The organism is Thermophagus sp. OGC60D27, assembly GCF_052400625.1.
Classification (GTDB): domain Bacteria; phylum Bacteroidota; class Bacteroidia; order Bacteroidales; family Marinilabiliaceae; genus Thermophagus.
Genome location: NZ_JBQTGH010000001.1, coordinates 183,094 through 208,205, shown reverse-complemented (window position 1 = coordinate 208,205; position 25,112 = coordinate 183,094). Strand labels below are relative to the sequence as shown.

The 25,112-nt window shown below is 44.7% G+C and carries 19 protein-coding genes and 2 tRNA genes; 5 read left to right on the top strand and 16 right to left on the bottom strand.

What is annotated here, in order from left to right; translation table 11 throughout:
- Positions 1–770: 770 nt before the first annotated feature.
- Positions 771–2,162: a dihydrolipoyl dehydrogenase gene (gene lpdA, locus ACT29H_RS00820; RefSeq protein WP_444819690.1), complete on the top strand. Its 1,392-nt coding sequence runs from the start codon at positions 771–773 to the stop codon at positions 2,160–2,162.
- Positions 2,163–2,276: 114 nt separating this feature from the next.
- Here lpdA and ACT29H_RS00815 read toward each other — a convergent pair whose 3' ends face one another.
- From ACT29H_RS00815 to dinB, 15 genes are all read right to left on the bottom strand, one after another.
- Complete coding sequence (locus ACT29H_RS00815) at positions 2,277–2,621, bottom strand: TM2 domain-containing protein (RefSeq protein ID WP_444819689.1); 345 nt, start codon at positions 2,619–2,621, stop codon at positions 2,277–2,279.
- Positions 2,593–2,928: a DUF2752 domain-containing protein gene (locus ACT29H_RS00810; RefSeq protein ID WP_444819688.1), complete on the bottom strand. Its 336-nt coding sequence runs from the start codon at positions 2,926–2,928 to the stop codon at positions 2,593–2,595. The genes ACT29H_RS00815 and ACT29H_RS00810 overlap by 29 nt, the downstream gene beginning before the upstream one ends.
- Positions 2,929–3,404: 476 nt before the next feature.
- Positions 3,405–3,821, bottom strand: a complete 417-nt coding sequence (locus ACT29H_RS00805; RefSeq protein WP_444819687.1) for a hypothetical protein — start codon at positions 3,819–3,821, stop codon at positions 3,405–3,407.
- Between the two features lie 1,176 nt (positions 3,822–4,997).
- Positions 4,998–6,665 (bottom strand): nucleoside kinase, encoded by a 1,668-nt coding sequence (locus tag ACT29H_RS00800; protein WP_444819686.1) that lies wholly within the window; start codon positions 6,663–6,665, stop codon positions 4,998–5,000.
- 99 nt (positions 6,666–6,764) lie between these two features.
- Positions 6,765–9,620, bottom strand: a complete 2,856-nt coding sequence (gene uvrA / locus ACT29H_RS00795) for an excinuclease ABC subunit UvrA (protein WP_444819685.1) — start codon at positions 9,618–9,620, stop codon at positions 6,765–6,767.
- A 130-nt stretch (positions 9,621–9,750) separates the two neighbouring features.
- Complete coding sequence (locus ACT29H_RS00790) at positions 9,751–10,752, bottom strand: lytic transglycosylase domain-containing protein (RefSeq protein ID WP_444819684.1); 1,002 nt, start codon at positions 10,750–10,752, stop codon at positions 9,751–9,753.
- 377 nt (positions 10,753–11,129) lie between these two features.
- A complete protein-coding gene (locus tag ACT29H_RS00785) occupies positions 11,130–11,702 on the bottom strand; it encodes an electron transport complex protein RnfA (RefSeq protein WP_444819683.1) in 573 nt (190 codons plus the stop codon).
- A 35-nt stretch (positions 11,703–11,737) separates the two neighbouring features.
- Positions 11,738–12,325 carry an RnfABCDGE type electron transport complex subunit E gene (locus tag ACT29H_RS00780; protein WP_444819682.1) on the bottom strand — a complete coding sequence of 196 codons (588 nt, stop codon included), beginning with the start codon at positions 12,323–12,325 and terminating at the stop codon, positions 11,738–11,740.
- Complete coding sequence (locus ACT29H_RS00775; protein WP_444819681.1) at positions 12,322–13,035, bottom strand: RnfABCDGE type electron transport complex subunit G; 714 nt, start codon at positions 13,033–13,035, stop codon at positions 12,322–12,324. Before ACT29H_RS00775 ends, ACT29H_RS00780 begins: the two co-directional genes overlap by 4 nt.
- A gap of 7 nt (positions 13,036–13,042) precedes the next feature.
- Positions 13,043–14,062, bottom strand: a complete 1,020-nt coding sequence (locus ACT29H_RS00770; RefSeq protein ID WP_444819680.1) for an RnfABCDGE type electron transport complex subunit D — start codon at positions 14,060–14,062, stop codon at positions 13,043–13,045.
- 131 nt (positions 14,063–14,193) lie between these two features.
- Positions 14,194–15,522 carry an electron transport complex subunit RsxC gene (gene rsxC / locus ACT29H_RS00765; protein ID WP_444819679.1) on the bottom strand — a complete coding sequence of 443 codons (1,329 nt, stop codon included), beginning with the start codon at positions 15,520–15,522 and terminating at the stop codon, positions 14,194–14,196.
- Positions 15,523–15,559: 37 nt separating this feature from the next.
- Entirely contained in the window at positions 15,560–16,423 is an 864-nt protein-coding gene (locus ACT29H_RS00760) for a Fe-S cluster domain-containing protein (RefSeq protein WP_444819678.1), read from the bottom strand.
- Between the two features lie 4 nt (positions 16,424–16,427).
- On the bottom strand, positions 16,428–16,850 hold the full coding sequence (locus ACT29H_RS00755) for a SoxR reducing system RseC family protein (RefSeq protein ID WP_444819677.1): 423 nt from the start codon (positions 16,848–16,850) through the stop codon (positions 16,428–16,430).
- A 188-nt stretch (positions 16,851–17,038) separates the two neighbouring features.
- On the bottom strand, positions 17,039–19,975 hold the full coding sequence (locus ACT29H_RS00750; RefSeq protein ID WP_444819676.1) for a DNA polymerase III subunit alpha: 2,937 nt from the start codon (positions 19,973–19,975) through the stop codon (positions 17,039–17,041).
- Between the two features lie 4 nt (positions 19,976–19,979).
- Positions 19,980–21,122, bottom strand: coding sequence for a DNA polymerase IV (dinB, locus tag ACT29H_RS00745; RefSeq protein ID WP_444819675.1), 1,143 nt, complete (start codon positions 21,120–21,122; stop codon positions 19,980–19,982).
- 264 nt (positions 21,123–21,386) lie between these two features.
- On the opposite strand from dinB, the gene ACT29H_RS00740 reads away from it, so the two are divergent.
- The 4 genes from ACT29H_RS00740 (at position 21,387) to ACT29H_RS00725 (ending at position 23,708) form a co-directional block, all read left to right on the top strand.
- Positions 21,387–22,673, top strand: a complete 1,287-nt coding sequence (locus tag ACT29H_RS00740; RefSeq protein WP_444819674.1) for a bifunctional folylpolyglutamate synthase/dihydrofolate synthase — start codon at positions 21,387–21,389, stop codon at positions 22,671–22,673.
- Between the two features lie 61 nt (positions 22,674–22,734).
- A tRNA-Val gene (locus ACT29H_RS00735) sits at positions 22,735–22,809 on the top strand.
- 31 nt (positions 22,810–22,840) lie between these two features.
- A tRNA-Val gene (locus ACT29H_RS00730) sits at positions 22,841–22,915 on the top strand.
- Positions 22,916–23,045: 130 nt separating this feature from the next.
- Positions 23,046–23,708, top strand: a complete 663-nt coding sequence (locus ACT29H_RS00725) for a redox-sensing transcriptional repressor Rex (protein ID WP_444819673.1) — start codon at positions 23,046–23,048, stop codon at positions 23,706–23,708.
- Between the two features lie 85 nt (positions 23,709–23,793).
- Here the strand turns inward: ACT29H_RS00725 and ACT29H_RS00720 are convergent, their stop codons facing one another.
- Positions 23,794–25,053: a sensor histidine kinase gene (locus ACT29H_RS00720; protein WP_444819672.1), complete on the bottom strand. Its 1,260-nt coding sequence runs from the start codon at positions 25,051–25,053 to the stop codon at positions 23,794–23,796.
- Positions 25,054–25,112: the final 59 nt, after the last annotated feature.

Below are 25,112 nucleotides of genomic sequence, written 5' to 3'. Positions count from 1 at the left end.
GTGCATGGTAAATGACTTGGTGATGCAAGTCCACTATGGGGGGGCATAATCGCCAACCATCAGCTCATGACGAGGGTGTCCATCGCGAGGTAGAGTCTGAAGGAACTCTACGGCAAAATCCTGCCACGAGGCACACGAATCACATCAGGCACAACCGGTGGAATGAGATTGCAAAACAAGTCAAAGTCCAAAGATAATGCGGACTCCGGAGTGTTAATTAGAACCTATCCTGTCACCGACAAATCTGAAAACGCCTACAAACAAGTAAAGCGGAATAAAGGAGCTGGGGGCGTAGACAAGATGGGGGTAAAGTCATTAAAGGACTATCTTGTAAACAACAAGGACAGGTTAATAGAATGTATCCATCAGGGGAATTATCGTCCCAATCCAGTATGACGGGAAACAATCCCGTTTCTCCTACTCGATTGCCATTTACGTGTCCCACTTAACGAGGATGGTTTCTATGAAGTCTTTTTGTTATCAACCATATACTTTTCGATAGACCTTATATTGGAAATCCTTCGATCGTGCAAGGTTGGTATGTTCCGAGCCAAGGATTGATAGGAATTATGTAAAGGTTTGACATAGAATAAGTCAAGTTTGTCTTCCTGTTATGGTGAGTTGTAACGCGACAAACAGGTGGATAAATGTTTCAACAAAGAAGGAAGATGATTGTTAAAGGTATAAATCTGTGGCTTATTTTGAATTTATTATATTTGAGATAGCAAAAAAGAATAGAGTCTTTAATTAAAATCAAACAATAGTATATTATGAATTACGATCTCGTAGTTATAGGAAGCGGCCCGGGTGGTTATGTGGCAGCAATCAGGGCTTCTCAATTAGGAATGAAAGTCGGAGTGGTTGAAAAGGCCGAATTGGGGGGAGTATGCCTGAACTGGGGCTGTATCCCGACCAAATCATTATTGAAAAGCGCTCAGGTTTTTGAGTATTTATCCCATGCACAGGATTATGGTATTAACATAGAGGGGAAGGCTTCCCCCGATTTTGGTGCCATGGTAAAACGCAGCCGCGAGGTGGCAGGAGGTATGAGCAATGGCATAAAATATCTCTTTAAGAAAAACAAAATAGAAGTCATTGAAGGAACAGGTAAACTCACCAAAGATAAAAAGGTGGAGGTAACCAAAAATGATGGTGAAAATGTGACCGTAGAGGCCAAACATATTTTGTTGGCTACCGGTGCCCGTAGCCGTGAATTGCCGAACCTTCCGCAAGACGGAGAAAAAATTATCGGATACCGTAAGGCGTTGACACTGGAAAAACAACCCGAATCGATGGTTGTGGTGGGATCCGGTGCTATTGGTAGTGAGTTTGCCTATTTCTATAACTCCATTGGCACTAAAGTTACTTTGGTGGAATATATGGATAATATTGTTCCGTTGGAAGACACCGAAGTGTCCAAACAACTGGAACGTTCCTTTAAAAAGGCCGGGATCAAGGTTATGACCCGTTCGGAGGTGACAAGTGTCGATACTTCGGGCGATAAAGTTAAAGTGACCATTAAGACTAAAAAAGGAGAAGAGACGGTGGAAGCTGAGATCGTTCTTTCGGCTGTGGGAATTTCTCCCAATATTGAAAATATCGGGCTGGAAGAAGCCGGCGTAGAAGTGGAAAAAGGACGTATTAAAGTGGATGAATTTTATCGTACGTCTGTCGAAGGCATCTACGCCATTGGCGATATCGTGCCAGGCCAGGCATTGGCGCACGTTGCTTCAGCCGAGGGCATTATTTGTGTGGAGAAAATTGCCGGGATGGATGTAGAACCTCTTAATTATGGTAATATCCCGGGTTGTACTTACACTTCGCCGGAGGTGGCAAGCGTTGGTATGACCGAAAAAGCAGCCAAAGAAGCCGGTTATGAACTGAAGATCGGGAAGTTCCCTTATTCGGCTAGTGGAAAAGCCAGTGCTGCCGGACATAAAGAGGGATTTGTCAAACTCATCTTTGATGCCAAATATGGTGAACTCCTCGGAGCTCACATGATAGGTGCCAATGTTACTGAGATGATTGCCGAACTGGTAACGGCACGTAAGCTGGAAACTACCGGACATGAAATCATCAAATCGGTTCACCCGCATCCAACCATGTCGGAAGCCGTGATGGAAGCCGCCGCTGCTGCCTATGACGAAGTGATCCACATTTAATGGGTGGTGATTATAATTTTTATCCCCGGGCCATGGCAGGTTTTCCCTCTTTGGCACGGGGCTTTTTATATGGTAGGGTGGCGATCTGACCCCTTTATCAGATGCGAAAAGTCTTTAATGAATCATCTGTTTAAGATGATTAGCCATCTTCTGGTTGTACTCCATGGTTAGGCTGCGATAGTTGACCAGATCCACGATGGTTCCGATAAAACAAAGACCTGCCGTCAGGATGTATAATATACCCATGCCTATCTGGTTGAGCAAAAAACGATGGATGCCGGCTACACCGAAAAATCCTATTAGGGCCGTTACTAATGTTATTTGAGGGTCGCGACGACGTGTGCGGTAGATCAACAGAAAATCCTTGACTTGATCATTCGATTTTTCTTTTAAAAGATTATCCAGGAAATTGGCCTCTTCCATTTCGGCTTCAGGCATCCACTTTAAGATTCGTTCCATTACTTTTTTGATTTATTGGTTTTGTTGAAAATTTAATGTCGTTTTTCAGGAGGTTATAGCTTCTGGTTAATAAAATGATGATTGCAGGTATTCCCAGCGGATGACTGTGAAAGGACGCTGCTATTTGACCTTTGAAAAGCCATGAGATGGAATGTCCCAAACCGCACCCCGGACAATGTTGAAAGCCGGCATTCTTTAATGGACAAAGCGACATGTGATCTTCTGTAGGATCGGTTAGCGCCAACGCGATGATGGCACCCAGCCATATAAATGCCTCTAAATGTTTTCTTTGAAATTTGTATTTCACCACTGTTTTATTGGATGCAATTTACAACATATCCCCCAATACTGAAAAAAAGTGGTAATTAAATTTATCGGTAACCATAATTTTGCTTTGAAAATATTCGAGTATTTTTCTTTCTGCAAGTTGCCGATTGGTTTTTTTCAAGAACTTTTAACTGGCGCAGTGTGGAGGAAGATATGGAAAACGCTGAGACGCAAAAACGCTGAGGGCTTGTTTAAATTGATGTCTCATGTTTCGCAGAGTGAGACCTCGTTTTTGGGGAACCACTTCGGTCAGCATGTATATGTGGTGTGATTAAAAATGCACTACAGCGAATTCGCATCGCTGAGGGGGGCTCGGGGCTATATAAAGCTCCGGCCATCTGCATGATTCGTGGTTGCTGTTTTGGCATTATTATAAAGGTGGCTACCTAATCTTAACGATTTTTAAACCGGAGACCAACTTACGCTAATTGTTCTCTTTTCATTTCCTTAGCTGAATTAAACTTCGTTTGGAGGTGTTTCCTGCTGCAGATCATCGGTCGACTTATTTCGTATTTCAATAATTACCCATACAGACCAAATAGCCAATGCAACAATAGATGCAATAATCGAATTTTGATATAAGATAATAATTCCTACTATTGAGAAAATAATTCCCCAATATTGCATTGGAATCCAAAAAAGTGAATGATTTCTCTTAATTATCAGCTTTTGTCCGGTTTTGTTGTCCGTAACTATTCTTTTGTTTTGCTTGTTCCATTTTTTCCCAAAAATCCAACTGAATGCGGCTGAAATAAAACAAGTAGTTGCAAAACCATAATCACTTAATGATTCCGGGAGGTACCAAATTGATAAAAATAAAGTAACTATAAATACAAGAGCTGTGAGAATGCCTCTTCCTGACCATACAATCATCTTAAAATCATTTTAATTGATTAATATTTTTGTGTAGCAAATCATCATAATACTAATTGACTAGAAAAGTAAAAATAGCATTATTTTTTAAAGTTGTTCAATAGCTATACAGAAACTTGAGTCGCTGGTAAAAGTTCCTTGATTAATGATTCGCTTGGATAGAATGTTTTCGCATCTTCTGCGGCAAGTAGCCATGGCGGTTTGGTGTATGGAGGAGTAAAAACGCAGAGACGCATAGGGGGCAGAAGGGATGAGAGAAGATTTATTGTTTTTGGGGGATCGGTAATTTTTTAATAAAAGAATAAAGATTGTTAGGCACAATCATAAGTTATTTATTTTTTTATTTGGGAATGTAAATTTAACTCTGTCCGGTAGACTTTTCGTAATTCAAAATAACTCATATTTTTTTTCAACCAATTCTTAAAAGCTCATTTGGGTAGTTTTCAGGTTCTGTCAAGGGTATACGAATGTCTCGTCCCGCGACACCCTTGACTGAATATGAAAATATACTTAGAAGGCTTTTGAGAAAAAAAGAAAAAAATTAATCAGGACACAGTTTGATGAACCTTCCCGAATAACGACACTAACAGCAACCGATCAGAATTTTTTCTGAGGCGCTGCAGCATGCAGGAACAAATCTTAAACATTAGCTGACGTGCTGCAGTGTGCAGGACGTTTTCAGAGTTTTTTCCGAGACGCTGCAGTGTGCAGGACGTTTTCAGAATTTTTTCTGAGACGCTGCAACGTGCAGCATGTTTTCAGAATTTTTTCTGAGACGCTGCAACGTGCAGGAACAAATCTTAAGCGTTAGCTGACGTGCTGCAGTGTGCAGGACGTTTTCAGAGTTTTTTCCGAGACGCTGCAACGTGCAGCATGTTTTCAGAATTTTTTCTGAGGCGCTGCAGCATGCAGGAACAAATCTTAAACGTTAGCTCAGTGTGCAGGACGTTTTCAGAATTTTTTCTGACGTGCCACGTCTGCGTGGATTTGTAATCCACGCAGAACTAAAGATGTGGATTTGCAATCCACATTGAAAAATTGGTCAAACCAACACGGAAATTATCGAATGGTTTCGATTTAACCATTATCGATTATGATAATGGGATTACAAATCCCGAAAATAATGCGTTGTGGATTACAAATCCACAACGACAAGTTTGCAAAGATTTCTCATTCCTAATAACTAAAACTACTACCCCCCAGGAATTCGCGCAGGATGGAAGTGGGTGGTATTTCTCTTTGCTGTATGGGTTTAAAGTACCGGAAAAACTTTAGCAACCGGTTGGCTTCGGCGTATTCGGGCCGGTTGGGTTGAACCTCGAGCAGGATGGGTTCGGCATAAGGTTTAAGGACGGCCAGTTCGTAGAGGAGCGCCGAGTTAAACATGACGTCGGCCTCTTCCTGAAAGGGGAAGATGTGCTTGTCTTCGCCCCGGCGGACGCTATCCCACCGTGAGATGGTCTCCAGAGCCGAATAACTCCGGTAGCGATAGTCTCTGATGATTCTTCGGATCAGTCGGTTGTCGGTTGTGGGTATTCGGGTCTGATCGTCGATGTTTATATTGGTGAGTGCCGACACATAGATTTTAAATTTCACACTGTTTTCAATGGCATGGGTTAATTGGGGATTCAGAGCATGGATGCCTTCAACGATAAGGATATTGTCATTTCTCATTCTCAGTTTATCGCCGTTGTAGATGCGTTTTCCTGTTTCAAATAAGAATTTTGGGATTTCGACCTCTTCGCCGTTGAGGAGATGTTGCAGATGATGGTTGAAGAGCTCTAAGTCGAGGGCTTCCAGCGCTTCAAAGTCGTATTCTCCGTTTTCGTCGCGGGGGGTTTTTTCACGATCCACAAAATAGTTGTCGAGCGACAGGTTGAGAGGCGTGATGCCATTGACCAGCAGCTGTATGGCCAGCCGCTTACTGAAAGTTGTTTTGCCGCTTGACGAGGGGCCGCTGATGAGAACGATGCGCACGTCCTCTTTTCGGGCGGTGATGGCGTCGGCGATTTGGGCTATTTTTTTCTCATGGAGGGCTTCGCTGACTTTAATGAGACGTTCGGCATTTCCGTTGGCGGCAGCATTGTTCAGGTCGCTGATGTTGGTGACATTGAGAATCTGGTTCCAGTGGCTGAATTCCCGAAAAATTTCGAACATCTTTTTTTGTTCCACCAGTTGCTGTACAACATTGGGGTTTTCTTTTCCGGGAATTTGTAACAGCATACCATTGTAATATTTGTTTAAATCAAATACTTTGAGGTAGCCCGTAGAAGGAGGCAGAGTGCCGTAAAACTTACCCACATGATTTTTCAGCGTGTAGTAGGTGGTGTAATACTTACCGCGATGGCGTAACAAATCTACCTTGTCGTGCAATTCGTTCTGTTTAAAGAGTTCAATCACCTCCTCTGTTTCTTCCCTGTGCCGTTCTATGGGAATGTTTTCCTCCACCAGTTGCCGCATTTTTTGCCCCAGAGCAAAGATATCTTCAACGCTGAGAGGGGTATGGACCTCATGCAATTCGCAGTAAAAACCTTTACTAACAGAGTGGTCAATTCTGAGACGGGCGCCGGGGAAAAGTTCGCGTGCTGCGGCATAGAGCAGAAATGAAAGGCCCCGGATATACATTCTCATCCCTTCCTTGTGGGTGATGTCAATAAATTCGATGGTTTTGGGGTTGTATATTTCGAATGTAAGTTCCCGAACCTGGTTGTTGACCATGGCACCCAGGATGGGATGGCTCAATCGGATGTTTTGTGTCTCTGCAATTTCTTTCAGCGTGGTACCTCTTTCAACGCAAAAGGCCTGATTGGTATTGAGGCATTTGATACGTACTTCGTTCTTCATTCCTGCTTACTTTAATGGTGATTCTTAACTGACCTGATGATAAACATATTTTGTGCCAATCGAGGCAAAACCCCATTAAGATAAACAAAACCATGGAAATTACAAACCTTCCATTTTGAGGAATTGCCCGGTATAACTTTGCGGACAAGCAGCCACTTCTTCGGGGGTTCCGCAGCACACCACATTCCCCCCTTGAGCGCCTCCTTCGGGTCCGATGTCGATGATGTAGTCGGCGGCTTTGATAACATCTAAGTTATGCTCGATCATAATCACTGTATTGCCTTTTGATATGAGTCGGCTGAGGACGTCAAGCAGCACTCTGATGTCTTCAAAATGAAGGCCGGTGGTAGGTTCATCCAGCAAATAGACGGTTTTGCCGGTATCCTTTTTCGAGAGTTCAGAAGCCAGCTTGACCCGTTGCGACTCACCGCCCGATAGTGTGGTGGAGGGCTGTCCCAGCCGGATATAGCCAAGCCCCACCTCCTGCAGAATTTTCAGACGATGAACCAGTGAGGGGATATGCTCAAAAAAGTCGACCGCCTGATTGATGGTCATGTTCAAAACATCACTGATGGATTTTCCTTTATAGCGAACTTCGAGCGTTTCTCTGTTATAGCGTTTTCCACGGCATTCGGGACACTCGACCATGACATCGGGTAAAAAATTCATTTCAATGACCTGAACCCCTGCTCCTTTGCACGTTTCGCAGCGTCCTCCTTTGACATTGAAGGAGAAGCGTCCCGGTTTATAGGCTCTGATTTTTGCTTCGGGCAATTCGGCAAAGAGTTTCCGGATGTCGTCAAATAATTTGGTGTAGGTGGCCGGATTGGATCGAGGCGTTCGGCCCAGGGGCGACTGGTCAACGTTGACCACTTTGTCGATATATTCGAGTCCTTTAACCGATTTGTAAGGCAGTGGATCTTTAACCGAGTTATAAATGTGTTGATTGAGGATGGGGTAAAGTGTCTCGTTGATTAAGGTGGATTTGCCGCTTCCTGAGACTCCGGTAACACAGATAAAGGTGCCCAGCGGAAAGGAGACATCAATATTTTTCAGATTGTTTCCGTGTGCCCCTTTTATGGTTAATTTATGCCCGTCCCCTTTTCTTCGATCAGAAGGGAGTGGAATGTCTTTGTTTCCACGAAGGTAGTTGGCCGTCAACGATTCTGCTTTAAGGATCTCATTGGGTGTTCCCTGCGCTACCACTTCACCGCCATGCCGTCCGGCATAGGGCCCCATGTCGACAATGTGATCTGCTGCCATCATCATATCGCGGTCGTGCTCGACCACCAATACCGAGTTGCCGGTGTCACGCAGTTGTTTCAGAGAGGTTATGAGTCGGTGATTGTCGCGTTGATGGAGTCCAATGCTTGGTTCATCAAGGATGTAGAGGACGTTGACCAGTTGAGATCCGATTTGTGTGGCCAGGCGGATGCGCTGGCTTTCGCCTCCCGAGAGGGTCATGGCACTTCTGTTGAGGGTGAGATAGTCGAGACCGACGTCCAGCATGAAACCCAGTCTTGCTCTAATCTCTTTCAGAATTTCCCGGGCAATGGTTCTTTGTTTGCTTGATAAACGGTCCTCCAGTCCGTCGCACCATTTATAGAGATCTTTGAGATCCATATTGCTCACTTGGGCAATATTTTTTCCGTCGATGAGAAAGTGGAGGGCTTCCTTATTCAAGCGCTGCCCGTTACATTGAGGACACGTGGTTTTGCGGACAAATTGATTGGCCCATTTTCTGGCTTTTTGAGAAGTGTCGTTGTTTTGTTGGTTCCGGATATAGCTGATGATGCCGTCAAAGCTGAGACTGTAATTGGAAGAGGTCCCCAGCGGGGTATCTTTGAGGCGCAATGGCTCGGTGGTTCCATGAAGTATTTCATCCAACCCTTCATCAGGAATGTTTTTAATAGGGGTTTTCAGTTTGAATCCATGTTTGTCGGCAATTGCCTCCAGTTGCCAGAAAATAAGATTGTTTTTGTATCGTCCCAGTGGAATAATACCGCCGGAATAGATCGACTTGGTTTTGTCGGGAATGATTTTTTCGATGTCGGTTTCTTCGACAAACCCCAATCCTTTACATTTGGGACAAGCCCCTTGGGGGGAGTTGAACGAGAAATTGTGGGGGGCCGGTTCATTGTATGAGATCCCGGTGGTTGGGCACATGAGCTGACGGCTGAAATAGCGAGGTGTATCGGTATCTTTTTCCAGAACCATCATGATGTTTTTCCCTTGTTTCATTGCCAGGGCCACTGAGTCTTCCAGACGTTTTTGATCTTTGGGAGTCACTTTTAGCTTGTCGATGACCACTTCAATGAAATGGTTTTTGTAACGGTCGACTTTCATGCCATGGCGGATCTCTTTCATTTCGCCGTCCACTCTTACATTGAGAAATCCTTTTTTGCGGATTTGTTCGAAGAGCTCTTTGTAATGTCCTTTACGTCCTTTAACCAGAGGTGACAGGATATAGACGTTTTTTTGCTCAAATTGGGAAAGGATAAGATTCAGAATTTCGCGATCGGTATATTTCACCATTTTTTCTCCTGTTTTGTAGGAGAAGGCTTCCCCGGCTCGTGCATAGAGAAGTCGGAAGAAGTCGTAAACCTCGGTGGTCGTCCCCACGGTAGATCTGGGATTTTTACCGGTGGTTTTCTGCTCGATGGATATGACCGGGCTAAGGCCTGTTATCTTGTCCACATCGGGTCTTTCCAACCCTCCGAGAAATTGGCGGGCATAGGCAGAGAAGGTTTCAATGTAGCGGCGTTGTCCTTCGGCATAAATGGTGTCGAAGGCCAGGGATGATTTGCCGCTTCCGCTGAGCCCGGTGATCACCACCAGTTGGTTGCGGGGAATGGCAATGTCAATATTTTGTAGGTTATGAACCCGTGCTCCTAATACTTCTATCTGTTCAAGGTCGTTCTCCACGGGTGTGGCTTCGTTATTTAATGTCTTCACTGATTTGATTTTTGAAACCTTCAAAAATAGTAAAAGTAATCATGCCTGAAAAGAAACCTTTCTTCCAACTATGAAGGAAAAGCCTCTCAGGTCATATCATTAATGGCTTCAAGGGCCGAGAATAAATTTTTTATTGTGGGGAAAGGGGTGCTGAGGGAGATTGGGTTTGTTGATTGAAAGAAAAGGAAGAATCTTTGGGAATCTTTATTCGATAAGTCTTTTTGCGGGAGTTGGTTAATTTGATATCCCGCAACCAGGGGTTCAGATCCTTTAATTCTTTGTAGGATATGCCATAGGATTTGGCAAAATCGGCAAAATTGCCCACAGAGGAATCAACATCTACGGTATATGTTTCCGGCAGATGGTAAAGATCTTCCTCTCTCACATGGAAGCCATATTTTTCAGGATTTTCAAGAATCTCTTTGATGGCAATAATTCTAAAGACATAACGGCCGGTTTCTTCATTGAGCAAAAGGTCATAATAATTGTCTGTTTTTTGTCGGCTCAATTGTTTCAGGACATGTGATCTTCCGGCATTGTAGGCCGCAGCGGCAAGGGTCCAGGAACCAAATTTATCATAGCTCTTTTTCAGGTATTTGCAGGCTGCTTCGGTAGCTTTTTCCAGATGATAGCGTTCGTCCACCTCGTTGTTAACTTCTAATCCGAAGTCGGTGGCAGCGCTACGTACAAATTGCCAGGGGCCTACTGCTCCGGCAGGGGAGGTGGCTCGAATGATCAGTCCGCTCTCGGCCAGCGCCAGATATTTAAAATCATCGGGAACGCCTTCACGTTTCAGGATGGGCTCAATGAGCGGAAAATATTTGGCAGCTCTTTTTATGAACAGTAATGTTTGGGACTGCCAATAGGTGTTGACCAATAATTCTCGGTCCAGGCTTTCACGGATGTAGGATCGCTCAATGGGAACTGGTTCTCCCGCAAAGGTGGGATGTTCGGGTACCGGGAGCGAAAAAATATTGTATTCCTTTTGAAATAGCTCTGTGTGAGAGGGCGTGGGTTCAATCTCTTCGGGGCTGGAAGAATAAGTGAAGAGGCTCCATGCCAGTGCGCCAACACTAAAAATAATGATTCCGGAAAAAATATTGCAGGTGCTTGATTGCTGTTTGGTTGTCATATGATCTTCCCTTCAAATCGTTGCTGAAATATCAGAATTACCACAAATTTATATATTCCATAACGGAAAACAATGTATTGAAGTACGGAGAATGATGGAAAAAGTTTTAATTGGATAGTCAGAAGCGAGAAGTCAGATTGGGATTGGTTGAAATATATAGAAATACAATAGAAATAAATAGATTATTTAGCGATTGGATAAGTTTTTTGGGCACAGAGGTTTGAAGGCAAAGGATGGAAGTTAAAAGGTTTCAGAGTAACCGTTTTTTATAATTAATAGGGATGAATAAAAAGGCCGGTGCTGTTTTGGAGCATCGGCCTTTTTAAGTGATTTTTTTAATAAGATTGATCGGATTTTTGTGCTGAGGTAACGAAAAATTAAACCATTCCTGCAAAGCCCATGAACGCCATGGCCAGAATTCCGGCAACGAGCAGAGCAATGGGCGCTCCCTGCATCCCTTTCGGAATTTCTACCAATTCGAGCTGTTCTCTGATGCCGGCAAAAGTAACGAGGGCCAGCCCAAAGCCAATGGCAGATGAGGCAGAGAAAACAACCGCTTCAATCAAATTAAAATCCCGGTTGACGGTCATGATGGCCACACCCAGAATGGCACAATTGGTGGTGATCAACGGCAGAAAGACTCCCAGAGCCTGGTAGAGTGGAGGACTTACTTTCTTTAATACAATCTCAACGAGTTGCACCAATGCTGCAATAACCAGTATGAATGAGATGGTTTGCAGAAAGGTGATGCCAAATTGCTCGAGGATCAATTTCTGAATAAAGTAAGTCACAATGGTGGCAATTACCATAACAAAGGTCACTGCTCCGGTCATCCCCAGCCCGGTTGAAATCTTTTTGGATACGCCAAGAAAAGGGCAGATCCCCAAAAACTGGCTCAACACAATGTTGTTGACAAATATTGCCGATATGATGATAATAAAATAGGTCATTGTATCTTATATTTTATGTGTCAATGATGGTCAACTCAATTTGCTCTTCGAATTCTATTGATCAGAGCAATCAGATAGCCTAAGGCAATAAAAGCCCCCGGGGCAAGCACGAAAATAAGCATGCCATAGCTTTCGGAAAAAAGTGACAGCCCAAATGCTTTACCGCTACCCAGCAACTCTCTGGTAGTTCCCAGGATTGTTAGTGCCATGGAAAAACCTAATCCCATGCCCAGTCCATCGATGATAGACGAACCCACGGAATTTTTGGAAGCAAAGGCTTCGGCACGTCCCAGCACAATACAGTTCACCACGATGAGCGGGATGAACAGTCCCAGTGCTTCAAAAAGAGCCGGCAGCCAGGCTTGCATCACCATCTCAACGATGGTCACAAAAGAGGCAATGATCACAATAAAAGAAGGGATACGTACCTTTTCGGGAATAAAGTCTTTAACCAGTGCGACCACGATATTGGACATCACCAACACAAACGTGGTAGCCAGTCCCATACCTAACCCATTGATGGCCGAAGAGGTGACCCCTAGGGTCGGGCACATCCCCAGAAGCATAACAAAAACGGGGTTTTCTTTAAAGAAACCTTTTGTGAAATTAGTCCATTGGTTCATTGCATTCCTCCTTCCTGAGTATTATATTCTTTGGTGGTGGCAGAACTGTGTGTATCTACATTTTCGGTGTAGGCATTCCAAGCTTTTCGTACCGCTTCCAAGAAGGCTCGTGAGCTGATGGTAGCGGCCGTAATGGCGTCAATGTCACCTCCGTCGGCCGATACTACCAGTTTTGTTTTGGCCGGATCTACTCCAACGATGCTGGTGTTGCCTCCTCCGGAATTATTAGAGATGCCAAACATCCAGTCGAAGAAGGCATTGCCCGATGCTTTGGAGACATTGTCATCTTCGGCGGGTTTGAACCAGGAGGTCATTTTTGTTCCCAGGCCGGGTGTTTCCTTATGCTCCAGTACCTGGTAGTTGTGAATGGTTCCGTTGGGAAGAATCCCCACCATAATTTTCACGTCTCCTCCAAAGCCGTTATGACTGATGGTTTCGATTGCGACCCCTACGTTGCTACCCTCTTTTTTTGCCGGGAAGACTTTCAGAGAATCCCCGTCCGGTCCGGGAATCAAATACATCTCTTGAGTAGGATTATTGTCGAATTCCGGCACTACCAATCGAATGGCTTCCTGCTGTTTTTGTTCTTTAGCTTTGGCAACCGGTTCTTCTGTAAGCTTGTAAACATATCCCAATGCGGCACCCGTCAACAAAGTAATGGTGATGAGGGTGAGTGCCATATTAGATAATGATGATTCTGTTTTACCCATTGAAATATTATTTTGAGGTTTGCACCTTGGCAGTTTTAATGGTTTCACCAAATCGCTTTGGCTTAATATATCTGTTGATAAGCGGTGTGAATCCGTTCATGATTAGAATCGCAAAGGATACCCCTTCGGGATAGGAACCGAAACAGCGGATTAAAACGGTAATGATTCCTATTCCAGCACCATACAGCAACATTCCACGGTTAGACATGGGAGAGGTGGCATAATCGGTCGCCATGAAGAAAGCTCCCAGCATGATTCCTCCTGTCAGAATATGGAACAACGGATCGGCATAAGAAGAGGGGTCGGCAAGATGCAGAATGCCTGTAAAGATAATGACCGAACCAATAACACTGACCGGTATGTGCCAAGTGATAATTTTTTTCCACAACAGATAAATTCCGCCAATGAGAAGGGCTAACGCGGCCATTTCACCGGCACTACCGCCCATCTTCCCTAAAAAGAGGTCGAGGTAGGATGGTACTTTCTCCATAAGATCGGGGATGGTTTGTCCTCCACTAAGGCCTTCCTTGATAATGGAAAGAGGGGTTGCTCCGGTTTGTGCATCAATATATTGAAGACGGGAGGCAAAAGGTGTTGGCCAGGTGGTCATCTGAACCGGATAGGAGATCAGCAAAAAGACTCTTCCTACCAGGGCCGGATTGAACGGATTGTTGCCCAAACCGCCAAACGACATTTTAGCGATTCCGATGGCTACTGCTGCGCCAATAATGATCAACCCCAACGGGATGTTGGTCGGGAGGTTGAAGGCCAGCAATAAACCCGTAACGATGGCCGATCCGTCGGTGATGGACGGCGTGGTTTTAAACAAATATTTTTGGATGATCCATTCGAAGAGAAGACACGCTGCTACCGATGTGATGGTAACGATGAGTGCGCCCGCACCAAATAACCATACGGACGCTGCCAGTGCCGGAAGAAGCGCGATAATCACTCCATACATATTGGCGGGAATCGAATCTCCGCTGTGAACATGTGGTGATGGAGAAATGACTAATTTTTGGTTCATTCGTATACAATTTATCTAAATCAGTGGTCTAACAGAACTCCCATGGCTTAATTTTAAACATACACCCTTTCTGAAAATGGGAGAAAGGTGTAAAACTTTATTGCCATGATTGTTTTAATATATGTTTTGCTTTATTTTCTGCTGCGAATGATCTGACCAACTTTTCCTTTTCCCAGACGAATGTAGTCGAGGAGAGGACGATGGGCCGGACAGGTAAAACTACAAGAACCGCACTCGATACAATCCATAATCCGATCCTCTTCAGCTTTATCCCATAATTCTTTTTCTGCTTCAATCATCAACAGGTAGGGTTCTAATCCCATCGGACAGGCTGAAACACATTTGGAACAGCGGATGCAGTTTTTGATTGGTTGGCGGTGCGCTGCTTCGTCGGGCAATACTAAAAGTCCTGAACTACCCTTGGTGATAGGGACTTCGAGAGTGGTTAATGCTTTACCCATCATTGGGCCGCCACCAATTACTTTTCCGGTATTTTCCGGGACGCCGCCTGCGGCTTCGATGAGTTGTGATACAGGGGTGCCTATTCGTGCCAGAAAGTTAGACGGACGTGCAATGCCCGGGCCTGTTACGGTAACCACTCGTTCGATGAGGGGTTTATTTTTTTGTACGGCTTCATACACCGCGTAGGTGGTTCCGACATTTTGAACCACTGCCCCAACCTCAATGGGCAACTTTCCGGATGGAACCTGACGTCCCGTAACGGCGTCGATGAGTTGTTTTTCCCCACCCTGAGGGTATTTGACTTTGAGGGGTTTTACTTCAATCCCTTCTTCCTGAGCAGTGAGGTCGGTTAGCTTCCGGATGGCATCGGGTTTGTTATTTTCGATGCCAATAACAGCTCTGTTGACCTTCAATGCTTTCATCAAAATGCGAATGCCGACGATCAGCTCTTCGCTTTTCTCGAGCATGAGGCGATGATCGCTTGTGAGATAAGGTTCGCACTCCACGCCGTTGATCAGCAATATTTCGCATTTTTTCCCGGGTGGGGGAGAGAGTTTTACATGCGACGGGAAAGTGGCCCCCCCCATCCCGACGATTCCCATCTCACCAATTTTTTTAACGATTTCTTCTCCTGAAAGAGATATCTCTTTTACGAGGTTGTCTGACCGATCGATGCTTTCGACCCAATCATCACCTTCTACGTCGATGATAATGGCGGGTTTTCGATAGCCTGAAGCATCTATGGTCTGGTCTGTTTTAAACACTTTTCCCGAAACAGGAGAATGAATATTGGCCGAAACAAAGCCCCCGGATTCGGCAATGATCTGTCCGGCTTTTACAAGATCTCCCTTTTTTACCAGCAGTTTTGCCGGTGCTCCAATATGTTGAGTGACGGGTACCGATACTCTTTTGGGGAGGGGGAGTACTTCTATTGATTTTTCGGCAGACAATTTCTGTTCGCGGGGATGAACGCCTCCTATTTTGAATGTTTTAAGCACGGTTATCTGATTAATTGATGATCAATGTTGTCTATTATTATTTCTCTTCCGTTGCTGATTCTTTAACAGCTGTTTTGTTTTTTCGTGCCGGGAAATTTAATTCGTGAATGGCATTGGTCGGACATTCAGCTACGCACTTTCTGCAAAGCCGGCACTTCTCGTCATCGATATAAGCCAAATTGTTTTCAATGGTGATGGCATCGAAAGGACATACTTTGGCACATTTTCCACAACCGATACAAGCTACCTCGCAAGATTTTCTGGCCACAGCTCCTTTTTCTTGGTTGACACAGCTGACAAAAATGCGTCTGTTTTTGGGACCTTTTTTGCGAAGTTCAATAATGTTTTTGGGACAGGCATCCACGCAGGCCCCACAGGCCACGCAGTTGTCTTCGATCACGACCGGGAGTCCGGTCTCTTCATCCATATACATGGCATCGAAGTTACAGGCGTCGACACAATCACCCAACCCATAGCATCCGAAGGAACAACCTGTTTCACCGCCATATAATGCAGCAGCTACCGTACAGGAAGAAGCCCCTTCGTACTGGTTGAGGCGTGGACGGTGTTCACAGGTTCCGTTGCAACGGACCACTGCAATTTGTGGTTCTGATTGTGCTACTTCTTTTCCAAGTATTTGTGCCACTTTGCTCATTACTTCCGCACCTCCAACCGGACAGTTTAAATCGGAAATGTCGTCGGCTTTCACCAAAGCTTCGGCAAAGGCCCTGCAACCCGGAAAACCACACCCTCCACAATTGGCGGCAGGAAGCACTTCTTCCACCTGATCAATACGTGGATCTTCAAAAACTTTAAATTTTTGGGAAGCCAGATAAAGAATGACCGCTGCCAGCACTCCTAGTCCTACGAGGGTCAATATGGTTATCAAAATAATACTCATAACGCTAATCCATCGATGGTTTTATGGTAAACGAAAATGTTTTTAAAAATCTCTTATTGAAAATTTTTATCAGCAAATAATAGGGTATTAATATGGCCAGAGTCAAAAGACCGGATATGTTTTCATCGTTGGTGAGAGAGAAGGTAATGATCAGTGTGCCAAGCATCAGTAGGAGCGGGAGAATATAAGCCCACCAGGCAGCCTGAAGCCCTAGTCGTCTTTCCCCAACGAGAATGACCCGTTGACCGGAAGCATAAGCGTGATCGCTGGAGACATCAATGATTTTTTCCTGAAGGTCGGCAGCCGTACAAACACCTTTTGCATGGCAGGAAGCACATGCCGATTGGGTTAAAATTTTGACTTTAACCTGATCGCCTTCGGTTTGTTCTACGATTCCTTCGTGCTCTATCTGATTTTTACCAGCCATGTATTATTTCCCCTTAATGGCCACAAATGTATATAATTGGGAAAGATTGGCCGTTTAGGGGATCTATTTTTTGTTTAGAACAAATTAAAATAACTTTTAATAAGTTGTAGGATTGGATCATAGCAATATGCGTAAACCCCAATTTAGATGAAGTTTTATTGGCGAAAAATTTCCGTATTTATTTTGGGTCAGTGACTTCTCGGGTCGGGGAGAAGGGGTAACGAAGCCATCTTTTCCACTTCGATCGAGGGGTACCCGAATTCACTCACGATCTTTCCTTGGATGAGGTAAATCCCGTTTCCGGCAAAAGGCCATCGTTTGAGAATTGCGGGGAAATGGACCGTGTCGAAAAATTCGCCGTTGGCATCCAAAAAGGTGGCGAAATGCATGATCTGACGGTTGATGGTTCGGACATATTTAATGGTTACCAACCGGCCGGTCATTCGAACCCGCCGACCCACATTGTGTGATAGATCACGAGCAAGGAGTTCGCCACGAAAAGCGGTTTTTAGCATGTCAAAAAAAGAACAACTTACCGGAAAGCCTAACAATTCTATTTCGTCATAAGCCTCTTCCAGTTTATGTTGTTCCAGTCGGGGCAAACGGTAGTGGGGAGATATTGTCCGGAACAACCGTGGAATATTCTTTTTTTTCTTCCCGTTAGACAAAAACAGGTGGGCTTCCCACAGCAATTGGGGTTTACTCTTCCCGGTAAATCGAAAGGCGCCCATCCGGATGAGCAGAAGCAGCTGATCGCGGGTGATATTGGTGCGTGTTATAAAATCTTCCAGATGCTGAAAGAGGCCATTTCTGTTTCTTTCATTAATAATGGTTAATGCCGTTTTTTGTTCCAGGTCATGGACATGAACAAAGCCCAGATAGATATTTTTCCCTGATATTGAGGTCGCATATTGTCCCTTGTTGACACAGGGCAAGTGAACGATGCCCCCAAGCCGGCGGGCTTCATTTACATAGAGCCATGTGTCATAAAACCCGCCAAAATTGTTGATTACAGCCACCATAAATTCTAAGGGGTAATGAGCCTTCAGGAATAAACTCTGGAAACTCTCCACGGCATAGGACGCCGAGTGTGCTTTGGAAAAGGAATAGCCGGCAAAAGATTCAATTTGTCGCCATACTTCTGCTGTCAGTGCTTTGTCGTAACCTCGTTGGTTACAATGATCAAAAAATTTCTCGACAATGGACTGAAGAGCCTTGCGGGAACGGTACTTGCCGCTCATGGCACGGCGCAGTACGTCGGCATCGGCCAGATCGAGGCCTGCAAAGTGGTGACATACCTTGATGACATCTTCCTGATAGACCATAACACCATAGGTTTCGCTCAGTTGCTCTTTCAATATGGGATGAGCATATTCAAATCCGTTGGGATTATGAAACCGACGAATGTATTCCCGCATCATACCCGACCGGGCCACTCCCGGCCGTATGATGGAACTGGCAGCTACCAGTGTCAGATAATCTTCGCACTGTAGTTTTTTGAGCAAACCACGCATGGCCGGACTTTCGATGTAGAAGCAGCCGGTGGTTTCGCCTTTTTTGAGAAGTTCTTTGACCTTTTTGTCATTTTTGAAATCTTCGACACGGTGAATGTCGATTTTTTCCCCTCGGGTTTGATGTACAATATCGATACAGTCTCGGATATGTCCTATTCCCCGTTGGGAGAGTATGTCAAATTTTTCAAATCCTATTTCTTCGGCGGTGTACATATCCCACTGTGTGGTGGGAAAGCCCTTTGGAGGCATATCCAGAGCGGTATAGTTGGTGATGGGAGCTTCTGATATGAGAATGCCGCCGGCATGGATGGTGCGCAGGTTGGGAAAGTCTGTTAAACGATGAGCTGTTTTCAGAATCTTCTTTCCCAGTGTGTCGGGTTCAAATCCTCTGGGTTGAGTCACCAGAAGGTCGATTTCTTCTTTGGGTAAACCGTAAACTTTTCCCAGCTCACGGATGGCTGCTCTGGCTTGAAAAGTGGAGACAGCTCCCAGTAATGCTGTGTGCTCCCTTCCGTAGCGTTTGAATATGTAATTCTGCACCTCTTCTCTCTCTTTCCATGAGTAGTCGATGTCAAAATCGGGGGGAGAGGAGCGTTTGGGGTTGAGAAAACGTTCAAAATAGAGGTTTAATTCGATGGGATCCACATCGGTTATTTTCAGGCAATAGGCGACAACGCTGTTGGCACCGCTGCCCCGTCCCACATGATAAAAGCCGCGAGAAAGGGAATACCGGATAATATCCCATACCATCAGATAGTAGGCTGCGAAGCCCAGCTTGCAGATAATGGACAGCTCTTTTTCTACACGTTCGCGGGCAACGGTATTGTTGGGGCCATAGCGTTCTTTGAGACCGTCTGAGGCAAGTTGAGCCAGCAACAGTTCGTCATCGCTACGGTTGCCGGTGTAAGTTTGCTTGTTTTTGCTGCCTTCAAAGCTGAAGTCGAAAGAGAGCTGCTTTAATAGTTTGTTTGTTGTTTTTATAATTTCCGGCCAGTCGTTGAAGGCTTTCATTAGCTTTTGTGGTGGCACCATCCAGTCGTAAGGCGATGCAGTATCATCGGGGGAAAGATGGTCGAGCAGGACATTCCGATCGATGGCTCTCAGGTGTCGGTGAAGTTCCAGATCCCGGCGATTGGTAAAGACCACCGGTTGCCAGATGAGGATTCGTTCCTGTCTGTTGCGCCAGGGAGAGGTTAACAGTTGTCTGAGTTGAAAATGACGAATGCCGATGTATTCATTGTCTTTTATTTCGTTAGGGGTTTTAGAATCCCATGGCCATACAATAAAAGCCTGTTCGAAAGAGGGCGGATTTTCAGGCAGTGGCTGCCCCTGTAAACGGTAATGACTTAAAAATCGGTTTAATTCGCCAAAGCCTTTAACGTTTTTGGCAATGCCGGTATAGAGCCATTTATTGTTGTTTCGGAATTCGATACCTGTAAGGGGTGTGATGTTTTTTTGCCGGCATGTTTTTACGAACTCAAAAATTCCGGTGGTGTTATTAATGTCTGTAAGGATAAGTACATCAACACCTTGTTTGGCTGCTGTGTCTGCCAATTCTTCGGGTGAGAGAGTGCCGAAACGAAGGCTGTAATATGATTTTCCAATGACCATTGTCTTACACTGCTCTTCCTACTGCGCCGGCCCCAAACCGATGTCGCACATTGTCGAGTGCACGGTAAAGCTGTACCTGTCGTGGGGTGTCATCGAACAAGTCGAGTTGCGGGGCGCCGCTAACAAGGTGGGATAGTCTGACCCCAACGAGCCGCACCATAATCCGACGGGTGTAAAGCCGGGTTAGCAGTTCTTTGGCCACGGGAATGAGAAGGTGGTCAAAAGAAGTGTAGGGAACCGTTTTCTGGAGGGTGCGCGTTTCAAAATCGCTGTATTTTATTTTAACGGAGATGCATCCTGTCAGCTTCTCTGTGGCACGAAGCTGGTAGGCCAGCTTTTCGGTCATTTTTACGACCTGAGCCATTAGCATTTTCATGTCTCCTGTGTCCTGTTCAAAGGTGCGTTCACTGCTGATGGATTTTTGTTCGGTATAAGGTGTTATGGGGGTTGGGTCAATGCCATTAGCCCTACGCCAGATTTCTATTCCGTTTTTGCCGAGAGCATGGTACAACATTTCGGAAGGCATGTCTGCCAGTGTTTTGATTCGATCAATCCCCATGGATCGCAGCAGCTTATAGGTGGAAGGGCCGATCATGGGTATTTTTCGAATGGAGAGAGGCCACAAAAAGGGACGTACTTCATTGTAATCAACTTGTTTTTCGCCGTTGGGTTTGGCCTCTCCGGTGGCTATTTTTGAGACCGTTTTATTGATCGAGAGGCCGAAAGAAATCGGCAGGCCTGTTTCTTTCATGATTTTGTTTCGTAGTTCGTGGCTCCACTTGAGGCATCCGAAGAAGCGATCCATGCCGGTAAGGTCAAGATAATGCTCGTCAATAGATGCTTTTTCATATAGTGGGGCCGACTCTTCAATGATTTGAGTTACCATGCGTGAGTAACGGCTGTACACGTCCATGTCACCACGAATATAGAAGGCATGTGGGCAGAGCCGACGTGCCAGCTTCATGGGCATGGCCGAATGCACACCAAAGCTTCGGGCTTCGTAGCTGCATGCTGCCACAACGCCTCGATCGGACATGCCGCCTACGATGACCGGAACACCCCTAAGCCGGCTGTTGAGTAAACGCTCTACCGAAACAAAAAAGGAGTCCAGATCGAAATGAACAATGTGCCGATTATCAACCTTCATACGCTTAAAATGATTATTAATTAATCTTTTTACCGACTACAAATTAAGCATTAAAAACGAAAAACGGAAGAAACTCTGAGATGTATGCTGTTGTTATTTTTTGGGAAAATCGATTAGAGACGAATATTCGAGCTTTCGTTGGATTGCAATTTTTAGGGGGTGAATTCCGTTGTTGCGTTTCGGTAAATTCTTTTTGAATTTCTGTTGGCAAAAGAGTGGAATGACTTCAAAAAATGCGACTTTTGTGGTGCTAATTTCAGTAGGATGACTTATCAGGAAACCATTCAATATCTGTTTGAGCAGTTGCCGATGTATCAGCGTAGCGGGAAAGCTGCCTATAAAAGCGGGTTGGAAAATACTTATGCCCTCGACCGGCATTTCGGACACCCTCACCGAAAATATAAAACCATTCATGTGGCCGGAACCAACGGCAAGGGGAGTGTTTCGCACATGATTGCTTCCATTTTGCAAAGTGCCGGGTATCGGACCGGTCTTTATACTTCACCGCATTTGCTTGACTTCCGGGAGCGGATCCGTGTTAACGGGCAAATGATATCGAAGCAAGAGGTGACCGATTTTGTTGAGAACAATCAGGAAATTATAGAGCGACTTCATCCTTCCTTTTTTGAGATGACGGTAGCGATGGCCTTTGACTATTTTGCCCGTGAGGAGGTTGATGTTGCCGTTGTGGAAGTAGGGCTTGGCGGTCGTCTCGATTCAACCAATATTATTACTCCCGATTTATCGGTTATCACCAATATCGGCATGGACCACACTATGTTTTTGGGGCATACGCTTTCTGCTATTGCCGGAGAAAAAGCGGGCATCATAAAAAATAGGGTGCCGGTGGTAATAGGACGTTATCAGGAGGAGACGGCCGGTGTTTTCAGGCAGGTGGCATCGGAGCGGGAGGCACCTGTTTTTTTTGCGTCACAAATATTTGATGTAAATAAAGTAGAAATAGGTGATTTTTATCAACGGGTGAGTGTGACATCCAAATATTTTTCAGGATCATTTCAATTGCCGCTGCTGGGAAGCTATCAGCAGGAAAATCTTTTAACGGTTTTGACATCGGTGGTGTTGTTGAGGGGAAAAGGATTCCTGGTTGATGCATCTTCTTTGGCCGAAGGGATTGAAAAAGTGTCGGAGCAAACGGGTCTTGCCGGACGTTGGCAAGTGGTTGCACGTCATCCAATGACAGTTTGTGATACCGGTCACAATGTCGATGGAATAGAACGGGTGATGGGACAGCTAAAGACCGTCGCACATGAGAAAATGCATATAGTTTGGGGAATGGTAAATGATAAGGATACTCAAAGTATATTAAAGTTACTTCCTAAGGAAGCATGCTATTATTTTACACGTGCATCCATTCCTAGAGCTTTGGATGAAAAGAAACTGGGTGAGGCGGCCGAAAAGATGGGTCTTAAGGGTGAAACCTATCCGAATGTTCGTTTGGCAGTCGCTGCTGCAAAAAAAAATGCTGGGGATAAAGATTTGATTTTCATAGGAGGAAGTACTTTCGTGGTAGCAGAAGCTCTCGAAAAATAATTTTTTTGTTTGGTGATTGAGAAAAACTCTTCTATCTTTGCATCGCTTTTGAGAAAAAACGGGGCGATTAGCTCAGCTGGTTCAGAGCACCTGCCTTACAAGCAGGGGGTCAATGGTTCGAATCCATTATCGCCCACCGTAACATTTCAACTAGATTTTTCTCAAGAGGGCGATTAGCTCAGCTGGTTCAGAGCACCTGCCTTACAAGCAGGGGGTCAATGGTTCGAATCCATTATCGCCCACGAAATGATAGGACCTCAAAAGGTCCTTTTTTTTTGTTTGGATTTGAGACCGGTTTTTAATAATGATTTTCTTCGTTAGTAAAAAACTTCATTTAAATTTGTAGGTTACAACCAGATTAAAAAAATCTGCATGGAAGAAGGAAGTAGTAAAAAAAGGAGTTTTTCCGTACCGGAACCTGCATTGCGTCGTATGCCATGTTATTTGGCTTATCTGAAAATAGCCTCCCGTAAAGGGGATCGGTATATTTCATCAACCAATATTGCCGGAGATATGGGTGTAGATCCCACCCAGGTAACCAAAGATCTTTCGTATACGGGCATTTCCGGGAAAACCCGGGTTGGCTACGAAGTGGAGCCACTGATCGATGCCTTGGAAGATTTTCTGGGCTTTAGAAAAGTAGATAACGCTTTTTTGTTTGGTGCCGGAAGTTTGGGGCGTGCCCTTTTGCATGATCATGGATTGAAACAATACGGTCTGAATGTGGTCAAAGCTTTTGATATAGATCCGGCCGTTGTGGGACGTGAGATTGTGGGCGTACCGATTCATCATATCGATGATTTTAAGTTGATGCGGGAAGAGGGCGTAGAAATTGGGATATTGACCGTGCCTACCGAAAGTGCTCAACATGTTGCCAACCTGATGGTTGAGGGGGGTATTCGTGCCATATGGAACTTTACGCCTGTGCGGATTAAGACGCCTGATGATGTGGTGGTACAGAACACTTCTTTATATGCTCATTTGGCGGTGATGTTTAACCGACTTTACGAAATTAAGCAGGAGAAGAAATACTAACGCAGACCTGAGCGGGTATTCGGAGTATCACATACACCAAAAGATTACATATCTAAAAATCAGATAATTTATTGGGTCAATTAATTTAAAAGGTTAAAGAGAATCTGGTTTCTATTCCCGGTTTGGAATAAGCATTAATGCTTCCACCGTGCAATCGCATTATCTGTCGCGACAGGCTCAGCCCGATCCCCGATCCTTGTGGTTTGGTGGTGAAAAACGGGATGAATATCTTATCCAGCACCTCCGGCAAAATTCCCTTTCCATTGTCGATAACCTGTATGGTGATACGTCCTCGTTGGTTGAGGAAAGCCATGATTTCAATCTGTGGTTTTTCGCGTCCATCTAACGCGTGGATGGCATTCTTCAAAAGGTTTATCAGGACTTGTTCAATGAGATGCTCGTCTGCCGAAAGTTCCAGTGATTCGGGTTCAACAATAACGCTGCATGTTATTCCTTTTTCCCGAATTTCTTTTCCATGAAGTTCACAAATGTTGTTGAGTAGTCGGGATACTTTGAAAATAGTAAAATTAGGTGTTGGAATTTTGGTCAGGTTGCGATATGTGTTTACAAAGTGTAATAGTCCATCGGTGCGTTTGTGGATGGTCTGTAATGCTTGTTCTACCTCTTTTAGCAATTCGGTTTCTTCATTTTCAATTTTTTGTGCTTCGAATGAATTAATAATGTTGTGAATTAGATCTTGTACCGTGGATGAAAGGGAAGAAATGGGCGTGATGGAGTTCATGATTTCGTGGGTGAGAACCCGGATAAGTTTCTGCCAAGACTCCATTTCTTTTTCATCCAGCTCCTGCTGTATGTTTTTGATGGATACCAACATGATGGTGCGATTGTGGATGCGGAATTCCGTGGCGTAGATTGCCAGCTGTAGCAGATCATCTTTTTGACGTACCCTCACGAGAATGTTTTCTCCATGCTTGATGGTAAGCAGTTTTTGAACAATTTCGGGACTAAATTCGCGTAACCCTTGTATGTTATGTAGAGTACGCACCTGAAAAATTTTTTTAGTGGTATTGTTGATCAATTCCACTTTACCGTCTTTTTGGAAGGCTATGAGTGCTATTCCGATGTGTTGGATGACGGTTTGGAGATAAAAGTAATTCTCTTCTTTTTCAGCTCTTACGGCTTGAAAATCTTTAATAACTTCGTTGAATGATTTTTTCAACTTATCAAATGAAGAATCTAAACTTTCTACCTGAAAAGTCCGTGTGAAGTCGGAATAACGAATCGATTCCAGAAAATTGTTTAGCACCCGATTGGTGCGATCTACGTAAAAAATCATGGCCACCACCTGAAAAACGATGAGGAGTCCTACCAGTATTAATGTCATTGTGAGACTGGTATTGTACCAAAGGAAACCAAACCCGAAAATGGTAGCCGTTAAAAGGA